The sequence below is a fragment of the Paenibacillus spongiae genome (genome assembly GCF_024734895.1).
Classification (GTDB): Bacteria; Bacillota; Bacilli; order Paenibacillales; family Paenibacillaceae; genus Paenibacillus_Z; species Paenibacillus_Z spongiae.
In genome coordinates this window covers 5,502,933-5,520,116 of the sequence record NZ_CP091430.1, presented here as the reverse complement: position 1 = coordinate 5,520,116, position 17,184 = coordinate 5,502,933, and the positions used below count along the sequence as shown (strand labels likewise).

The 17,184-nt window shown below is 52.7% G+C and carries 9 protein-coding genes, 1 pseudogene and 1 riboswitch; all 10 genes and pseudogenes read left to right on the top strand.

Annotation, left to right across the window (positions count from 1 at the left end; all coding sequences use genetic code 11):
• Window positions 1–7 precede the first annotated feature (7 nt).
• The 10 genes and pseudogenes from L1F29_RS25040 to thiD all read left to right on the top strand — a co-directional run bounded on the left by L1F29_RS25040 (window position 8) and on the right by thiD (window position 17,072).
• A complete protein-coding gene (locus L1F29_RS25040; RefSeq protein WP_258384753.1) occupies window positions 8–301 on the top strand; it encodes a hypothetical protein in 294 nt (97 codons plus the stop codon).
• 136 nt (window positions 302–437) lie between these two features.
• Window positions 438–1,598, top strand: coding sequence for a glycosyltransferase family 4 protein (locus L1F29_RS25035; protein ID WP_258384752.1), 1,161 nt, complete (start codon window positions 438–440; stop codon window positions 1,596–1,598).
• A 385-nt stretch (window positions 1,599–1,983) separates the two neighbouring features.
• Window positions 1,984–2,943 (top strand): copper amine oxidase N-terminal domain-containing protein, encoded by a 960-nt coding sequence (locus L1F29_RS25030; RefSeq protein WP_258384751.1) that lies wholly within the window; start codon window positions 1,984–1,986, stop codon window positions 2,941–2,943.
• A gap of 1,069 nt (window positions 2,944–4,012) precedes the next feature.
• Window positions 4,013–9,415: a glycoside hydrolase family 78 protein gene (locus tag L1F29_RS25025; RefSeq protein WP_258384750.1), complete on the top strand. Its 5,403-nt coding sequence runs from the start codon at window positions 4,013–4,015 to the stop codon at window positions 9,413–9,415.
• 63 nt (window positions 9,416–9,478) lie between these two features.
• Window positions 9,479–9,586, top strand: a riboswitch (TPP riboswitch).
• A 323-nt stretch (window positions 9,587–9,909) separates the two neighbouring features.
• A complete protein-coding gene (gene thiC, locus L1F29_RS25020; RefSeq protein ID WP_258384749.1) occupies window positions 9,910–11,673 on the top strand; it encodes a phosphomethylpyrimidine synthase ThiC in 1,764 nt (587 codons plus the stop codon).
• A gap of 82 nt (window positions 11,674–11,755) precedes the next feature.
• On the top strand, window positions 11,756–13,210 hold the full coding sequence (locus L1F29_RS25015) for a ThiF family adenylyltransferase (protein ID WP_258384748.1): 1,455 nt from the start codon (window positions 11,756–11,758) through the stop codon (window positions 13,208–13,210).
• A 2-nt stretch (window positions 13,211–13,212) separates the two neighbouring features.
• Window positions 13,213–14,073, top strand: a complete 861-nt coding sequence (thiE, locus tag L1F29_RS25010; protein ID WP_309252339.1) for a thiamine phosphate synthase — start codon at window positions 13,213–13,215, stop codon at window positions 14,071–14,073.
• A 6-nt stretch (window positions 14,074–14,079) separates the two neighbouring features.
• A pseudogene (locus tag L1F29_RS25000) lies at window positions 14,080–14,847 on the top strand (thiazole synthase); the annotation flags it as partial.
• A gap of 159 nt (window positions 14,848–15,006) precedes the next feature.
• The gene (gene thiO / locus L1F29_RS24995) at window positions 15,007–16,149 is read left to right on the top strand and encodes a glycine oxidase ThiO (RefSeq protein ID WP_258384747.1); all 1,143 of its coding nucleotides are present in this window, start codon (window positions 15,007–15,009) and stop codon (window positions 16,147–16,149) included.
• A 17-nt stretch (window positions 16,150–16,166) separates the two neighbouring features.
• Window positions 16,167–17,072 carry a bifunctional hydroxymethylpyrimidine kinase/phosphomethylpyrimidine kinase gene (gene thiD / locus L1F29_RS24990; protein WP_258389801.1) on the top strand — a complete coding sequence of 302 codons (906 nt, stop codon included), beginning with the start codon at window positions 16,167–16,169 and terminating at the stop codon, window positions 17,070–17,072.
• The last annotated feature ends 112 nt before the right edge of the window (window positions 17,073–17,184 follow it).

The following is a 17,184-nucleotide window of genomic DNA, read 5'->3' as shown; positions in this document are numbered from 1 at the left end:
TGGTTACATGACGGTGTTTCTTACGGCGGGCTTGCTTCTGGGGGCCGGTTTTATGTATTGGCTGCGGGGGATCGGACGGCCCTGGCAGCTTATCGTGGATGGAGTCGGGGTGATCGCCTATATTGGCTTTACCGTAGAGATATCGCGAACCGTAATTCGCGTTCTGGCGGACGATGCGGTATTTATGACACAGGTTCATGAAGTGCTGCTCAGTACCCTGTTTCTTCTGAGCGGTGCATACATCGGAATGTATGGTCTAAGCAGGCTGTACGAGAGCGTAAGGTTCGGGCGAAAAATGTAGCGGAGCAAAGGCTCTGTTCGTGAAGCCGGTTAGGCCGATTCACCTGTTGTCCGGGGAGTAGGAGGACGCCGTTACCGAACTCGGTGAGCAGCGTATGCTGGAGATAACAAGCTTATTCAGAAAGGGTTGGTTGTCGATGGCGCGACCGAAAATCGCATTCGTCACACCGGGATCATTCCCGCTGCCTTCGCCGAACAGCAGTTCCGTGGAGCGGGTCGTAGAGAAGCTCGTGCCGCTGCTCGTTCCGGCGGTTGAGGCTTGCATCTACGGTCGAACGAGCCGCAATCTTCCCCGGAGAGGGATGTTAAAGGGTGCGGAATGCGAGCGTTATCCGGCGGTTGACAAGCTTAAATATGTGCGCGATGTCGGGCTATCCATACTTCGCAATGCGCCCGATGTGACTGAAGTGGAGAATCGGCCGCGAACCGTCCTGCGGTTGAAGCGGATGCGGCCGCAAGGGCGAATTTGGCTGCATCTGCACTCGACGACCTTTATCAGAAAGACGGCTATTCCGTCGTCCATGCTGACCCGCAGCTTTCGCCAGGCGGAGCGAATCATTGTGAACAGTGAATTCCTGCGAGATGTCGTCGCACAACGCGTGCCTAGCTGCGCGCATAAAGTCAACGTCATCTATCCTGGCGTGGATACGGATCGGTTTGTATCACAATTCTCGTTTGAGGGCGCTATTAAACGCGAACAGCTTCGATTCGCGCGCGGGTGGAACGGACGCGATGTCGTCCTGTATATGGGGCGGCTCATTCCGATGAAAGGGGTGCATCACCTGCTGCGTCTATTGCCGGAGCTTATCAAGCAGCATCCGCCTGTATTGCTTGTTATCGTCGGAGGGGCTTTCTACGGATCGCAGCGAACGACGTCTTATGTGCGCGAGCTCCATCGCATGGGTAATAGATTGATGGGACATGTGCAATTCGTACCGTATGTACCGTATTCGGAAGTGCCGGACTGGTTTCTCGGAGCGGACGTGGCCGTCGTTCCATCGAGCACTCGGGAAGCGTTCGGGCTGGTGAATGTAGAGGCGATGGCGTGCGGGCTGCCAGTCGTTGCAACGCGGGCCGGGGGGATGAAGGAAATTATTGAAGACGGAGTTACGGGTTATCTGGTCGATCCGGTTCATATCGAGACGGAAATGTCCAGCCGGATCCTCGCTCTCCTCCGCAATCGCGAGCTCAGGTCGTTAATGGGAATGTCGAGCAGGCAGCGGGTGGAGCAGCGCTTCACTTGGCATCACTCCGCAGAACGTTGGTTGGCGCTGCTGCGCGAAAGCGGGATAAAATAGCAGGCTAGTAGTCCTTGGAAAAGGTGACGGTTACAATTAAGGCTTGATTCTTAAGGCGCATATCAAGTATGATAAAAGCAATGAATACGGAATTAATTAGGACTTCACACAGGAAGCACCTGTCTGCAGGCTGAATTTCAGCTTGCATGCGGGTGCTTTTTTTGCTGCAAGGATCGTCGAAAGTTAACGGAAGGTGGTAGAATATGCTAAACGCTGGAAGAGATCATTACGATAATATATTTGTTGCTCTATAGACTGAGCGAAAGGTCGGAACACTAACCGCCGTGCAGGCAGAATATTCTTACAAGATGAAATCGGTAGAATAACGGAGACCGCTAATAACGAACGAAAAGTGATGGATTCTATTTAATAGGGGGACACGAATATGAAGAATTTGAACTGGAAGAACAAGGTGAAAGTGCTAGTGGCAATGAGTATGCTGGCATCTGCCCTAGCTGGAGTGGCTACGGCAGGAGCAGCGGCTAAATCAAAAACGAAGATCGTAAGCTCCGATATGCCGGTCAAGGTACTTTATAACGCTCGTCAGGTAGCATCCGATGTGAAGCCTAAAGTGGTGGAAGGGGCGGTATTAGTACCGATCCGGTTTATTGGGGAGAAGATTGGGAGCAAGATTACGGTAGCCAAGAACAATAAGGATATAAGTATCGAAAAGGGATTGAGTGTCGTCAATGTGACGATCAATTCAAATGTGGCCACGATCAACGGGAAGAAAGTCACGCTGAATGCTAAAGTGCTGGCGGAAAGCGGAAGAACGCTCGTGCCGCTGCAAGCGCTTAATGGATTGGGCGTGCCGGTTGAGTGGGATGCGATTACGCGGTTTGTGTGGGTGGGTAGTAAGGAGGTTCCTTTGTTGGAGGATGTGGCTCCGAAGGCTGTTTCAATTGACCAATATAAGAAACTATTTAAAGGTAATGAGATCCTGTTGAATGTTGATGGTAAGAGCAACAGGGATACTGTAACCCTTATTGATGACTCGATATTTCCATTTAAAACCTCTGATCTAAAAACATTCTATAGATATGATTTAGCTTATGACATCCTTGGCCAACAATATATTAAGGCTACCACCACTGACAAAGGAATAACGGAAACGAAAATGTTCTTTATGACTTCTGAAAAGCTGCTATATAGACAAGCGGTTGTAGAGTTGCGTGAAAATGCAACAAAAGACGTTAGGATTCACTATTTCCCTATCGTATCAATTACTGATTTAAATTACTATGATGATAAAAACTATAAAAACTTCAAGCTGAAGAACATACAAACAATATACATTCATACATCATACCCAAGTATCTTGGTATATAAGCCAAGCTGGAGGTAATAGATTGACATACCTCAATAATAAAAAATATATATCATTAATAGTTGCAATATTATTGCTGGGAGGAGTAGTTGATAATTTCCTTATTACCTCGGCTTCCTCATCAACTAATCTTGGAAGTAATGCACACATTATTCCTGTTAAGCAGAGTGGGAAACCTCCTACAAAAAGGTATGCAGTCGGGTTCATGTCATACGATATATGGAGTAACTCTTCAGGAGAATGGTCACCAAAACTCAAAGGAGCACCAGTAACTCTATCGTGGGACTACAGTTTTAGCTTTCCAGGGAGAGTAGTAAGAGATATTAATGTTAGAGCATTTAACCTAGGTGAGGACGGAACACTTTTTTCCGAATCAAGGAAAGAGGATTACAATCAATACTCAATACATATAGGTAATTCGTCAACCCCAACTGTTGTGGATGGAAGTAAATCAGGTATTGGTTCTTCTTCGATTTCATTTAAAGCCAGAATGGATGGGGTGCTCAATGCTCAGTACCCTTTAAATTTAATTACCAATCCAAACGACTATGCTCCAGGTGTACAGGGATTACGCTACTTCTTCCCCATCGTCTTCGAATTCGAACTAGACGGCTTCCTGGAAGTCAGACATTTCACAACAGACGGGGTAAATATCGATAGTGAATTCCCCAACCAATCCAAATCGATTAAGGTTGGGGATGACGTTTCAATATCTCCTGCGGCTAATTCGAAATATAAGTATTCTGGCTACAAGGAGAGCAAAGTATCTTCACCTTCTGGAGGAAGTATCCGTTCGGGAAGCCCACCGACGGTTCGTTACGACGGATCCTATGATACCTACTACCTGAACTTGTACTACGAAAAAAGTGGAGGCGGCGGTAACGCGTCTAAATTCGTAGTGAAGCACTTCAAGACCGATGGCACAAGTATAAATTCGGTGTTTCCAAATAAAGAAGAGGATCTAATTGTAGGAAAGACATACAGCGCAGCTCCGCCTTCCAACGCACAATATGTCTATAAGGGGTATCGGTCATCCAAAACGACGGCTGCCCCCGCGGGATCAACAATAAGCGGAAATCCGAGCCCGATGAATTTTACTTATAATACCAGCATGTTCCCGGCCTATACCGTCTATCTTTACTACGATCCCAAACCGCCGTCGCCGACGGATGGCGTCATTAAGGTCCGACATATGGTGAAGGCTGCTGATTTCGGATCGTACGTTCAGATGGGGCAGCAGGATGTCATCGTTTCGCCATTACCGGGGACGAAGACGGTGACTGCCGATACATCGTATGGGAAGATCATCGGCAGCCACATGTCGTATACGGCTTTTGTCAACGGGGAGTATACGGTAAACAGCAGCAGCCAGACCGCAAGTCTGAACAGCACCCGTAAAACGGCGTATGTGATGTTCTATTATCAGGGATCGACGGAAGGCGGCGGCAACCCGAATATCAGTGGCGATTTCGATGTCGTTCCGCCAAAAATCAATTACGGCGATCCGTTCAAGCTGGTACCGAAAAACATTACGGTTGAAGGCTGCACGTACCAATATCACTACTTTATGATTTCTCGTGACGGGATCGATTCATATTCCGGAAACATCTATGGGATGACGACGGATGCTTCCTATACGAAATCGAATTATCCATATGCGCTGGGCATCGGTGTACATGATGTAAAGATGAAGATCGTGACGAACTGCGGGGAAAGCGCCTGGATTGGACCGAAACCGTTGGAAGTCATCGGATCACCTGATAACCAGCCGCCTCAATTTCAGATCGGATTCGTCTATCCCTACGAGGGATTGCGGACGAAGCCTGTCCATCAAGTCGTCGTTGGTGAGGTAATGGACTTGATTTACATCGATGATCCGACCGTACCGACCCCATATGATCCGGATGGCGATACGATGTATTTCGAATACTTTGACTTTAGCGATACCGGCGAGTGGGCCAAACAGATCCCGGTCAAGTATGCTTATTCGAAGTATACGGATGGCTATCACGGCATCGTGATGGATACGGTTGGAACGTACACGGTTAAAGGGAAAATGCGGGATAAAGCAGGCGCGACCAGCATCGCAACAACCTATATCCAAGTCATGCCGCCTAATCCCGTTCCGATCATTACGGGACCATCCACTGTCGTTGAAGGCCGGCCCCTGAAAACCCCGTTCAATGCGGAAAAGAGCTACAGCCCATACGCGAACCGGACCATCAACCACGCAAGGGACCAATGGACGAACGTGAAAACGAAATACGATACGGTCGGTGATGAGATCATTACCCTGCATGTATTCGATTCGGAGGGCTTAAAGTCGCTGCAGCCTGCGACACATCGCTTGACCGTCGTACCGGATCTGGCGCCGATCCCGCAGCTGAATTTTACGACTCCATCCATCCGGACGGTGGGCACCGTCTTCGAAGATACCTCCTATTCTCCGGATGACGATAAGCTCGTGGAGCACAAGGTATCTTACCGGTATGATAGAAACAATGACAGCAGCTTTGAGGAGGAAGAAGAGGTCGAGGTTATTCTAGATAAGGATGGCGAGTTTATTCTAACGCCGAATCGTGTCGGGAAATACCAATTCACGGTGTATGTGAAGGAAGACTGGGGCCTTGAGGCAACCAAGACCTATGAATACGAAGTCGTTAATGATGGGCCAACGGTCTCGTTCGATATTTCGACCGAGAGCAAAGAACCAGTGGTCATTCCATCCATTCCGCTATATGCCAATAATATGGTAAATTTAGAAGGATGGAAGAATTATGACCTGGGAGGGGGAAAACTTAAAAGCTGGGGGGCTAATCCTTCTACTGGCGCACTTGGGCATAGTCCTTCTCAGATTGCTAATTTTGGCGATTATATCGGCCCTGGAATCAATAATATTAAATCAATAGATAAATCCTTGAGTCCGAATGATAATGTCGTTTATTTGAAGGACGGGTATTATGTAATCAACTACTATACCACATACACATCTGGAGCTAGTCAATGGTATCCTGACCGATATCAGTTATTTAAGGATAACTCAAGTGTTTGGTGGACTCCAGACAATTGGTGGAACGCGTATCGGAATAGTGAAAAAGTAGACAGGTACGATCCGATAGAAGATCGTGTATACGTTAGACGAGAAGTGTTTAATCCTTCTACCGGGTATTCAAGTTGGTATCCCTATGTTTATACGTGGAACAATTTTATATACTTGAATGCAACGAATACGGCTGCTACCGTACCAGCTGCTCAAAACGGAATAACGTCTAATAATACTCCTTTTGGTGCCGTTATTTCAGAGTATGTACCTAATAACATCACGAAACAATATAACGGGGATTGGGCTACAGGAACAAAGGGATCGCTATTAACGCAAGAAAGGGTAAGATCGCTAGCGTTATCCTCCGGTATATATGACGCCAAAATGATCCGTTATGTATCCTTCACGGCTAATGGAGCAACGGGAGGAACTACAGGCCTTTATTCTTATAATCCTGCAACAGACGATCTAAAGCTTGTCAGCACGAAGGTCCCAAGTGGTCATACACTCAACGTAACGAGAGACGGAAAACATATTTTAGCTACGAGCCCTACCTCCAGAGCCATTAAGGTGTACAGCACGGAGACAGGGGAGCTCACGTTTGATATGTCCGCCTCTAACCTAGCACTTTCTCGGGCTTATTTGGAGGATAATGTTTTCTTATTTTTCCCAGCAGGAAATGCAGCGGTTATCGCCTTTAAATTAACATCTGAAGGCACGCTGAACGAGATCTGGCGCGAAGAGAATCTGACGAACGGAATCGTGTTTGCGGGTAACTCCGATTCTCTTGGGTACACCTATTTCATCAAAGACAAGAAGATCTTCAGGATTAAGGCAGCAACAGGGAATAAGACGGCAATCTATGACTTATCGTCCGTGTGGAGAGATTCTTCAGGGACGGGAAGTGACCGAACCGAAATCAGCAGGTCGCTGAGCGTAGGCAGCGGAGCCATTTATTACGATCAGCATTACAGGAGTTACTATAATGGAAACCTGAGTTCACAAGGGAAACGGCAAGTTCTTGTCATGAGCGATGTAGACTATTCCAATCCGAAGTTAGGCACGCAGCAGCAGTTGCTGAACAGCAAAGCATTCCAAAATATTCAGTTCAATTTGAAGCTTCGGTTCAATGACTACCCTTACGATCATTTAGAGCGGTATGCAGGATTTTCGTTCCATGCGCAAGATCATCGTAACATGTACCGGGTTGAGATGAATATTAAGGGTGTTCGGCTAGTCAAGATTGAAAACGGCATTCGATCTGTCCTTGGCAGCGCTCCTTATTCGATTAATGTTAGGAACGTTTATCCGATTCGTGTTCAAGTGTTGGACGGTCATATCAAAGTGTACATCAATAATGTACCTTTAATAGACGTTGCTGACGATACATTCGAAAAAGGGCTATTCGGACCTTATTCGGATATTCCTCGAACGGAATTCTTGAACATGGTCTACTCGGATTTAACGCCAATTAGTTCATCGGCCAAACTGCAAGGCATCGCTCTTGTTGGCGAAGAAATGACCTATACGATCACGAACGACGATTTGGAGAAGGACCCGATGATCAAGGCCGCCACCAATTGGCGCTACGACCATCTGTCTCAAAAATTCATGGATGCGGGCGACGGCAAATCCGGCCGGTCCGAGCATGATGGCAACACATACCGGGAACCGGTCATGGTCATGGACAAGGTAGGCCTCTACCAAGTGAACTATGATACGAAGGACGATGCGAACCCGGATTATTTGCACCCGGCGGCCGAATTCGAATCGTACCGGAAGAAATCTAACCGCGCAGCGCGGCAGCTCATTGTCCATCGTGCGCCGATTGCGGATTTCGATCTTGGTTTCAACGCGGATTGGACGATCAAATGGACCGATCGCAGCCATGACCCCGACCGATATTTAAGCCCGACGAATTATTCGAAGGAAGAAACGGGTATCGACTATTTGGCTACGAAGGGCGTCCTTCAGAAAAAGTTCTACTACATTACGCCATCCGGCATTACAGTCGAGCAAAAACTGGTAACGCCGGAAGAGACGGGGGAATATACCGTCGGGTTGGCTGTAAAAGATGAGTACGATGCCTGGAGCCCGTATGCCGTGAAGAAGATCAATGTGACGCGGATTCCGCAGCCGGATGAGCCGCCGCAGGCAGGCTTTACCCTGAGTCATAAGCAAACGTATCGCGGCGTAGAGGTTACGATTAACTCGACCGCACGCGATAAGGAAGATGGAGCCAGAGAGAATCTTCCTCATCAATATTTCATCCGCAATTTGACGGAATTCGGATTCGAGACCATGCAGAGCGCGTCTCGGACAAGCTGGAAGAAAACGTTCCATACAATGGGGACGTTCCAGATCCGGCAAGTGGTCGAAGACAAGCTGGGCCAGAACGATGAAGCGCTTGATACTATTGAGATCGTCAATCGCATTCCTGTTGTGCAAGTGACGTATCCGACCAGTACGGACCAGCTGAACCCGGAGAAAATAACGATAACCAAGCCGGAGTTTAAATGGACGTACACGGACGGCGATAACGATGCGATGAGAAGGCATCAGGTCCGGATATACCGTTACGGCGGAATTCTGGAGCAAGAGTCCGGCATATTGAACGGCACGGCGCTAGCATGGACACCTATGGAGGATTTGCCCGAGAAGGTTAATCTCTTCGTGATGGTCCGGACCTATGACGGCTACGACTGGAGCGAGTGGAGCGATCCGAAGTTCTTCTACATCGAGACGAATCAGCCTCCGGCCGCCGAGTTCGATTGGGCGCCTAAGCCGGTATATGAAGGCGATTTGGTACAAATAACCCATCTCATTCATGATCCGGATTCGGACGAGCTGACAGTCCAATACCGGATTACGGATCCTGCAGGAGAACGGAAGATGCACGCCTCCATGTCGAACGTGCCTTATCCGACGGCTGGACCAAGCTTTAAAGGCGTCAAACCCGGTATTTATCAAGTAGAGCTCACGGTATCCGACGGCAAAGCGCCGGCCGTTATCGTTCGCAAGGATATTCGGGTCCTGCCGCTTACGGTTGCCGCCCAGGTCAAGCATACGGAATTGTGGGACGAACGCCGCAAGCAGTTCAACTTGAAGGCGAGCGGCAACGAAGAGAGTCCGAGGGGCTATCATGTCTATTGGGCAGGCGAACGCTTTCTACTATCGGCCCAGACTGCTCTCACGAATACAGCGACGAAAGCTCTGCGCGTGGAAGCTGCGATGGGCGGCTTCAATGTCAATCTCGTAAGCGACGGAGCAAGCGCCGTGAGCTGGGCGGGGGAAATGTGGGACGAGAGCTTCGAGAAGCTTCCGGACGGAGAGGTTACGTTTATCTTTACGGCTGTTTACAGCAACGGGACGGTCAAATCCGTTCCGGTAACCGTCACGATTGCAGCCAATGTTAACAGCACGGTAGGGGTACATCGGAGACAATAGGTAACAGATCGCGCGAGCAAAGGGGTTGACAGAATTTACTTGAGAGGGGTATAGTCGTACCAAGAAATCCACTAGGGGCGCCCGCATGGGCTGAGATAAGGCGAAAACTGCCTTGGTCCCTTAGAACCTGATCTGGGTTATGCCAGCGTAGGAAAGTGGGAATGTGCATGCGACACAAGAGGAGAGAGGAATACGGTTTAACGGCCGCATTCGGACTTACCTCTTGTCCGAACCGCAGCTGCTTCATCTGCGCGCGTTCGGAATTGACCGCGTCTGCTGACCGCTCCTTCGCCGGGGCGGTTTTTTTGTTGCCCTGGCGAAGGAGCGCCATCGAAGACGTGCTCAAGCGGGAGTGCCGATCGACAAGGGGGTTATGCTGAAGAGCTTCAGCTAGCCGCTTACGATCGGAATCGCGCAGCTCGCATTGCTGTCTCAATACCACAACGCCATGGCCTCCTAGGGATTTCTATCATATTCCCAGGAGGTTTTTTATTATGCCGATTCTTACTACGCCCCTGCCGGGCAGCCGCAAGGTATATGTCCAAGGAAGCCGTGCCGATCTGCGTGTGCCGATGCGTGAAATCGAACTGACGCCCAGCTCCAATAAAGGGATCGAACAGCCCAATGAAGCGGTCCGGGTCTATGATTCCAGCGGCCCTTATACGGATACATCCTATGAATCCGATGTTCGACGCGGACTTCCGGGGCTGCGACGCGCTTGGATCGATGAAAGAGGAGACGTCGAGTCTTATGAGGGCCGCGTTATACAACCGAAGGATAACGGATTTACCTCCGAGGAGTCGGCTGAAAAACGCGGAGCGGAGCAGTTCCCCGATTTAAACCGTCGTCCGCTGCGGGCCAAGCCGGGCTGCAATGTGACTCAGCTCCACTATGCACGCAAAGGCATGATAACGCCGGAGATGGAATATATTGCGATTCGCGAAGGGATGACGCCGGAATTCGTGAGGGACGAGGTGGCAGCCGGCCGTGCTATCATTCCGTCCAACATTAACCATCCGGAGAGCGAGCCGATGATTATCGGCCGTCATTTCCATGTGAAAATCAATGCCAATATCGGCAATTCTGCCGTCGCCTCCTCGATCGAAGAGGAAGTGGAGAAGATGACTTGGGCGACTCGTTGGGGCGCCGATACGATTATGGATCTATCCACCGGAAAAAACATTCACACGACGCGCGAGTGGATCGTACGCAACTCGCCGGTTCCGGTAGGAACGGTGCCCATCTATCAAGCGCTTGAGAAGGTCGACGGCAAAGCCGAGGATTTAAGCTGGGAAGTATTCCGGGATACATTGATCGAGCAGGCGGAGCAAGGCGTCGACTACTTCACGATTCATGCGGGAGTGCTGCTGCGCTACATCCCGTTGACGGCCAAGCGTCTTACGGGCATCGTCTCCCGCGGCGGTTCCATCATGGCGGCCTGGTGCCTCGCTCACCACCGAGAGAACTTCCTGTACACGCATTTCGAGGATATCTGCGAAATTATGAAACGGTATGACGTGGCATTCTCGCTCGGAGACGGCCTGCGCCCGGGCTCCATTGCCGATGCCAATGATGAGGCGCAGTTCGGCGAGCTGGATACGCTTGGCGAGCTGACGAAGATCGCCTGGAAGCATGACGTTCAGGTGATGATCGAAGGTCCGGGCCATGTGCCGATGCATCTAATCAAGGAAAACATGGACCGTCAGCTGGAGGTCTGCCAGGAAGCGCCGTTCTATACGCTAGGCCCGCTGACGACAGATATTGCCCCAGGCTACGACCATATCACTTCCGCGATCGGAGCGGCGATGATCGGCTGGTTCGGTACGGCGATGCTGTGCTACGTGACGCCGAAGGAGCATCTGGGTCTCCCGAACAAGGAAGATGTGAAGGAAGGCGTCATCACGTATAAAATTGCCGCTCATGCAGCCGATTTAGCCAAGGGCCATCCGCGTGCCCGAGTGCGTGACGATGCGCTGTCCAAAGCGCGCTTCGAATTCCGCTGGCGCGATCAGTTCCATCTCTCGCTCGATCCGGAGCGGGCGATGTCCTACCATGATGAGACACTGCCGGCTGAAGCGGCGAAATCCGCGCATTTCTGTTCCATGTGCGGTCCGAAGTTTTGCAGTATGCGCATTACGCAGGATATCCGGGATTATGCAGCGGAACACGGACTTGAAACGCAGGAAGCGATCGAAGCGGGCATGAAGGAGAAGTCGGAAGCGTTCAAAGCGGCTGGAAGCTCGATATATGCGCGATGAACACTTATCTCTGCATAAGGGTATGGCTCTGACTGAGGCAGGGACAACAGAAAATCAGACTGGTTTAGGACGAATGATTGGATTGGCGGCGACCGACTCAATCGATGAACAACCAAGCCTAAGTGACGATGCCGCATGGAGCGAACGGTATTCGAGGCAAACGAGGTTTGCCCCTATCGGAACCGCGGGTCAGAACCGGCTGCGGAAAGCATCCGTCCTTATCGTCGGCTGCGGCGCATTGGGGGCATCGCTCGCCCAGCATATGGTGCGCGCAGGCGTAGGGACGGTAAGGATCGTGGACCGCGATTATGTGGAGCCGAGCAATCTGCAGCGGCAGGTGCTCTTCGACGAGGAGGATGCGCGGTCCGCGCTGCCGAAGGCAGTTGCTGCGGCGAATAAATTGCGCCGCATCAATAGCGATGTGGCCGTCGAGCCGTATGTCGCGGACGTCACGGCGCAAAGTGCCGTGAAGCTTACCGAAGGCGTTATGCTGGTACTGGACGGGACAGATAATGTACCTACCCGTCTGGCGATGAGCGATACATGCTTTCGCCTCGGAATTCCGCTGCTGTACGGGGGGATCGCGGGATCGCATGGGATGAGCGCGACGCTCATCCCCGGTGAAACCGCCTGCTTGCGCTGCTTGATTGGCGGGACGGAGGAAGACCACTCAGGCGAGACCTGCGATACGATCGGCGTAATATCGCCGATCGTAGATTGGATCGCCGCGCTGCAAGCGGCGGAAGCGCTCAAGTGGCTGGCCGGAGCGCGGGAGGCGATTCGCCGGACGTGGCTATCTGCGGATCTGTGGCCGTTTCGACTATCCGAATCGGCGATGCCGAAGCCTTCGTCGAGCTGTCCTTGCTGCAGCACTGCAGCTATCGGATCCCCGATGAATCGCGGGGGGGATATTGACGGGCAGGCTTATCACTCGAATCATAAGGAGGATATCGTCGGGCAGGTCCAAGACCCTCTTCATGTGAAGGAGAGTGCGGCGCAGGAAAGACGATCGATTCGTGCGAAAGAGATTGCTGCGAAAGTAACGAGCGCGATTCATGCAAGCACATCGAGCGTTGAAGAACGCGCGTTAAGCGCTGCTGGAGCTAAGACAAGGGTTGGCAAGCAAGCCGAATACGAAAAGATAAATCGTCGAGATGATGCCGCCCTGCAGGCGAATGGGAATCAATCAACGGGATTGTTATCAGCAAGCGATGACCCTATTGAGAAACCCGTTCGTTCGGTTATGCTGTGCGGCCGCGATTCCGTTCAAGTTTCGATTGGCCGAACGATCGATCTCGTTAAGGCTCAGCAGCACATGGCTGCGTGCGGGATGCCGGTAACCGCTAATCCATATCTGGTTCGGGTGCAGATCCAGGAAGGCGAGCTGCTCGCATTATTTCCGGATGGACGCATCCTGGTTCAAGGCACGCAGGATACAAGAAGGGCCGAGGCGCTTTGCGAACGCTATGTTTCGGCAATTATGGCAGCAGACGTCGAGACAGCCCCGTTGAACGGTTTAAGGGGCAGGGAGGAGTAAACATGTTGGATAAAAAGTGGGCCGATTTTCGTCTTTATGTCATAACCGGCGAAAATTATCATCCAGGCAGGAGCTTGGTCACCGTCATGGAGCAAACGCTTCAGGGCGGCGCGGATATCGTGCAGCTGCGCGCGAAGGACATCCCGAAACGGGAGCTGCTGTCGCAAGCCTATGCGCTGCGTGAATTGACACGACGCTATGATGTGCCGCTTATCATCAATGATCATATCGATATCGCCCAAGCCGTCGATGCGGACGGCGTTCATCTTGGACAGGAGGACCTGCCTCTCGCCGAAGCAAGACGTATTCTGGGTTCAGATCGTATCATCGGCATTTCGACGCACAGCTTGGAGCAGGCGTTGGAAGCAGAGAGAGGCGGCGCCGACTACATTGGGGTTGGACCGGTGTTCCCTACGGGTACGAAGCCTGGCCGGCAGGCGGTTACGACCTCTTATGTACGGGAAGCTGCGCAGCGGATCCGGATCCCTTTCGTAGCAATCGGAGGCATTACGACAGACAACGTCGGCGATGTCCTGGCCGCAGGCGCGACACGGATATGCGCGGTCTCGGCTATTGTCGGCAGTGAAGATCCGGCTGAGGAGTGCAGCTCATTCCTGCATGCTATTCATACGTCGGCTCAGACGGCTGAAGGCCCGGCCGAGCTGAAGCGGATCCGGGTGAACGGACGCACGGAACAGACAGCGGCGTCCAATGTGATCGAGCTCATACAGCAGCTGGGCCTTGAGGGCAAACGTATTGTCGTCGAGCTCAACGGCTCGATTTTAGCCCGCGATGAATGGAGCAGGGCAGAGATCGAGAATGATGCGGAGCTGGAGCTGGTTCATTTTGTAGGGGGAGGTTAAACGATGATGGATTGGTATCGTGATGAAGATCCGCTCATTATTGGCGGCAAGAAGCTCTCCTCGCGCTTCTTCCTCGGCACGGGGCGGTTTCCGAGCCCGGCCGTCATGCAGATGGCGCTTGACGCTTCCGCTGCCGAGGTGATTACGTTCGCTATACGCCGCGTCAATCTGGAGTTTGCCCAAGACGATTCCATTCTGCAGCATCTCGACGATAGGGCGCTGACCTTTCTGCCGAATACGTCCGGTGCGAACAACGCCGATGAGGCGGTCCGTATCGCAAGGCTTGCCCGGGCGGCTGGGCTGGGGGACTGGATTAAAGTGGAGATTAGCGCAAGTCCTCGCACGCTTCTGCCCGATCCGCTGGAAACGTTAAGAGCTACCGAGAGACTGGCAGCAGAAGGATTTGTCGTGCTGTCCTATACATCCGACGATCCGGTAGGCTGCAAGAGACTGGAGGAAGCGGGGGCGGCTGCCGTTATGCCGGGCGGTTCGCCTATTGGCTCTGGGCTTGGCATTCTGAATCCGTATAATATCGGACTTATTGCGGAAGAGGCAGGCGTGCCGATTATCGTTGATGCAGGTATTGGCTCCCCTGCCGATGCGGCTGAGGCAATGGAACTGGGTGCATCGGGCATTCTAGTCAACACGCCTGTCGCTAAAGCGAATGATCCGGTAGCGATGGCTTACGCCATGCGCCTTGCTGTCGAGGCTGGACGGATCGCATACCGGGCTGGACGTATTCCGAAACGAAGGTATGCGTCGGCCAGCAGTGAAGAAGCCGGCGTATCCAAGCCGACCGCTTCGAGGAGCGTGTCCGCGTCGGCAGAGAAACTGACGGTGGCTTCGTTCGATAAAGCTTCGGATAAGAGTAGTCTTGGAGACGGAGGTTCCTCTTTCTTTTCGGACGCCACAGCCGAAGGGGGCGGGTGAATCATGCCTGAGCAGGTCATTGTTCTCGGAGGCGGAATCATCGGACTCTCTTGCGCATTCGAAGCCGCACAGCGCGGAGCGCACGTTACGGTCGTGGAGCCGCATGAATTCGGGGGACAGGCATCCGGGGCTGCGGCAGGCATGCTCGCTCCGTATACCGAGAATCCGGAGCAGCCCGACCCGTTCTTCCATCTGTGTGCTGCAAGCTTACGTCTATATCCGGAATGGCTGAGACATATCGAATCCATATCCGGCTTGAATGCGGAGCTGATGAACACCGGCAGCCTGACGGTCGCCATGCATGAGTCGGACCTGCTGCCGCTGCAGACGAGACTTGCATGGCAGCAAGCCTATGGACTAAGGGCTGAGCTTGTCGAGGGCTCCAGTCTGCGATTGCTCGAGCCATCGTTATCGCCGGCGGTAACGGCTGCCTTGTTCTGCCCGGATGAAAGCCATGTCTATGCTCCGCATCTCGTCCAGGCGTTGGAAGCAGCCTGCAGGAGGATGGGCGTGAAGCTGATTTCACATGCGGGAGCCATTACCCTGCCCGGCTTGAACGGCCAATACGGCGTTCAGGTGAAGACAGCCGAAGCGGGAACCTTCACGGGCGATCGGCTCGTCGTGTGCGCAGGCGCTTGGGCGTGCAAGTATGCCGAAGCCTTCGGTTTTCCGATTCCGATCCATCCGATTCGCGGTCAAATCTGCGCCTTCGACGTTCCCGTTCGCGACGTGCGTCATATGGTGTTCTCCAGCCAAGCCTATTGGGTAGGCAAAAATAACGGAACGCTTGTGTGCGGCGCGTCGGAGGATGTTGCCGGTTACGATACCTCCGTAACGGAACGCGGAATCGAACGGCTGGTCCGCTTTGGTCCCCGCCTACTGCCGTTACTGGAAGGGCTGCGCCCGATCCATAGCTGGGCCGGGTTAAGGCCGGCTACGCGCGACGGCTGGCCGCTTATCGGCCCACTGCCCGGCAGACCGGATATCATCTTGGCGGCGGGGCATTACCGGAACGGCATACTGCTTAGCCCGGTTACGGCAGCAATTGTCGCCGATCTGCTCACTGGGCGTAAGCCTGACGGGCCGATTGCGGCATTCGCTCCGGACAGATTTGCCGGAACGGCAGCGAGGAGAGGTGTTTCATGATCGGGAATCGTAGTGGGATGGAAGACCAAGTGCATCAGAGGCTTAGTCCGGACCCGGACCCGCATCCGCGGGTTTTGACCATCGCGGGATCGGATTCCGGAGGCGGCGCAGGTATTCAAGCAGACTTGAAAACATGCCAGGAGCTGGGCGTATTCGGCATGACTGCGCTAACCGCAGTAACGGCGCAAAACAGTCTCGGCGTCCATGCGATCTATCCGCTTCCGGTGGAGACCGTCGAAGCCCAGCTTATTGCGGTTCTGGACGATATGGGGGCAAGCGCGGTCAAGACCGGCATGCTGCTCGACTCCGCTATCGTCCGGATCGTAGCAAAAACGCTGGAGGAGCGCCATATACGAAGACTTGTTATAGATCCCGTACTATATGCCAAGGACGGATCGGCATTATTTCGCAGAGAGGCAACGGACTCCCTCAAGGCTGAGCTGCTGCCCATAGCCGAGATCGTTACACCGAATATACCCGAAGCCTGCGAGCTGCTGGAGATTCAGCCCGACACAATTCGTACGATAGCCGATATGGTAGAAGCTGCACGGAGTCTCTTGGACTTCGGTCCCCGATATGTGCTGCTCAAGGGCGGGCATCTGACCGGCGGCACCAACGGCAGCAGCGAATCGGACGAAGCCGTGGACGTGCTTGTCGGAGCGCCGGCAAGCGGCTTGCACGAGCCGATTCTGCTGCGTTCGCCGCGAATAGCAACGCGTCATACGCATGGAACGGGCTGCACCTTGGCCGCGGCGATCGCGGCCCTGCTGGCGCAAGGACGCGATGTGCCGTCTGCTGCCCGTGAAGCGAAGCGTTTTGTCACAGCGGCCATACAAGCGTCCGTCCCTCATGGACGGGGGATTGGTTCGCTATGGCATGCGGCTCACCGGCACATCTCAGAGCCGCTTGCGGTGGAAGAGTAAATGATACAATCGGTTGCATAAAGAAGTGAAGACGGGCTGCAGCATGGACATCCGTTAGCCAAGCAGAAGACGATACCTGTTGGAGCTGACGATACAGTAAGGATGCTGCAGC

Coding starts and splice junctions, on each gene's coding strand:
- thiD (WP_258389801.1), top strand. CDS start 16,167: ATGGAAGACCAAGTGCATCAGAGGCTTAGTCCGGACCCGGACCCGCAT.
- thiO (WP_258384747.1), top strand. CDS start 15,007: ATGCCTGAGCAGGTCATTGTTCTCGGAGGCGGAATCATCGGACTCTCT.
- L1F29_RS25035 (WP_258384752.1), top strand. CDS start 438: ATGGCGCGACCGAAAATCGCATTCGTCACACCGGGATCATTCCCGCTG.
- thiE (WP_309252339.1), top strand. CDS start 13,213: ATGTTGGATAAAAAGTGGGCCGATTTTCGTCTTTATGTCATAACCGGC.
- L1F29_RS25030 (WP_258384751.1), top strand. CDS start 1,984: ATGAAGAATTTGAACTGGAAGAACAAGGTGAAAGTGCTAGTGGCAATG.
- L1F29_RS25040 (WP_258384753.1), top strand. CDS start 8: ATGACGGTGTTTCTTACGGCGGGCTTGCTTCTGGGGGCCGGTTTTATG.
- L1F29_RS25025 (WP_258384750.1), top strand. CDS start 4,013: ATGAATTTTACTTATAATACCAGCATGTTCCCGGCCTATACCGTCTAT.
- thiC (WP_258384749.1), top strand. CDS start 9,910: ATGCCGATTCTTACTACGCCCCTGCCGGGCAGCCGCAAGGTATATGTC.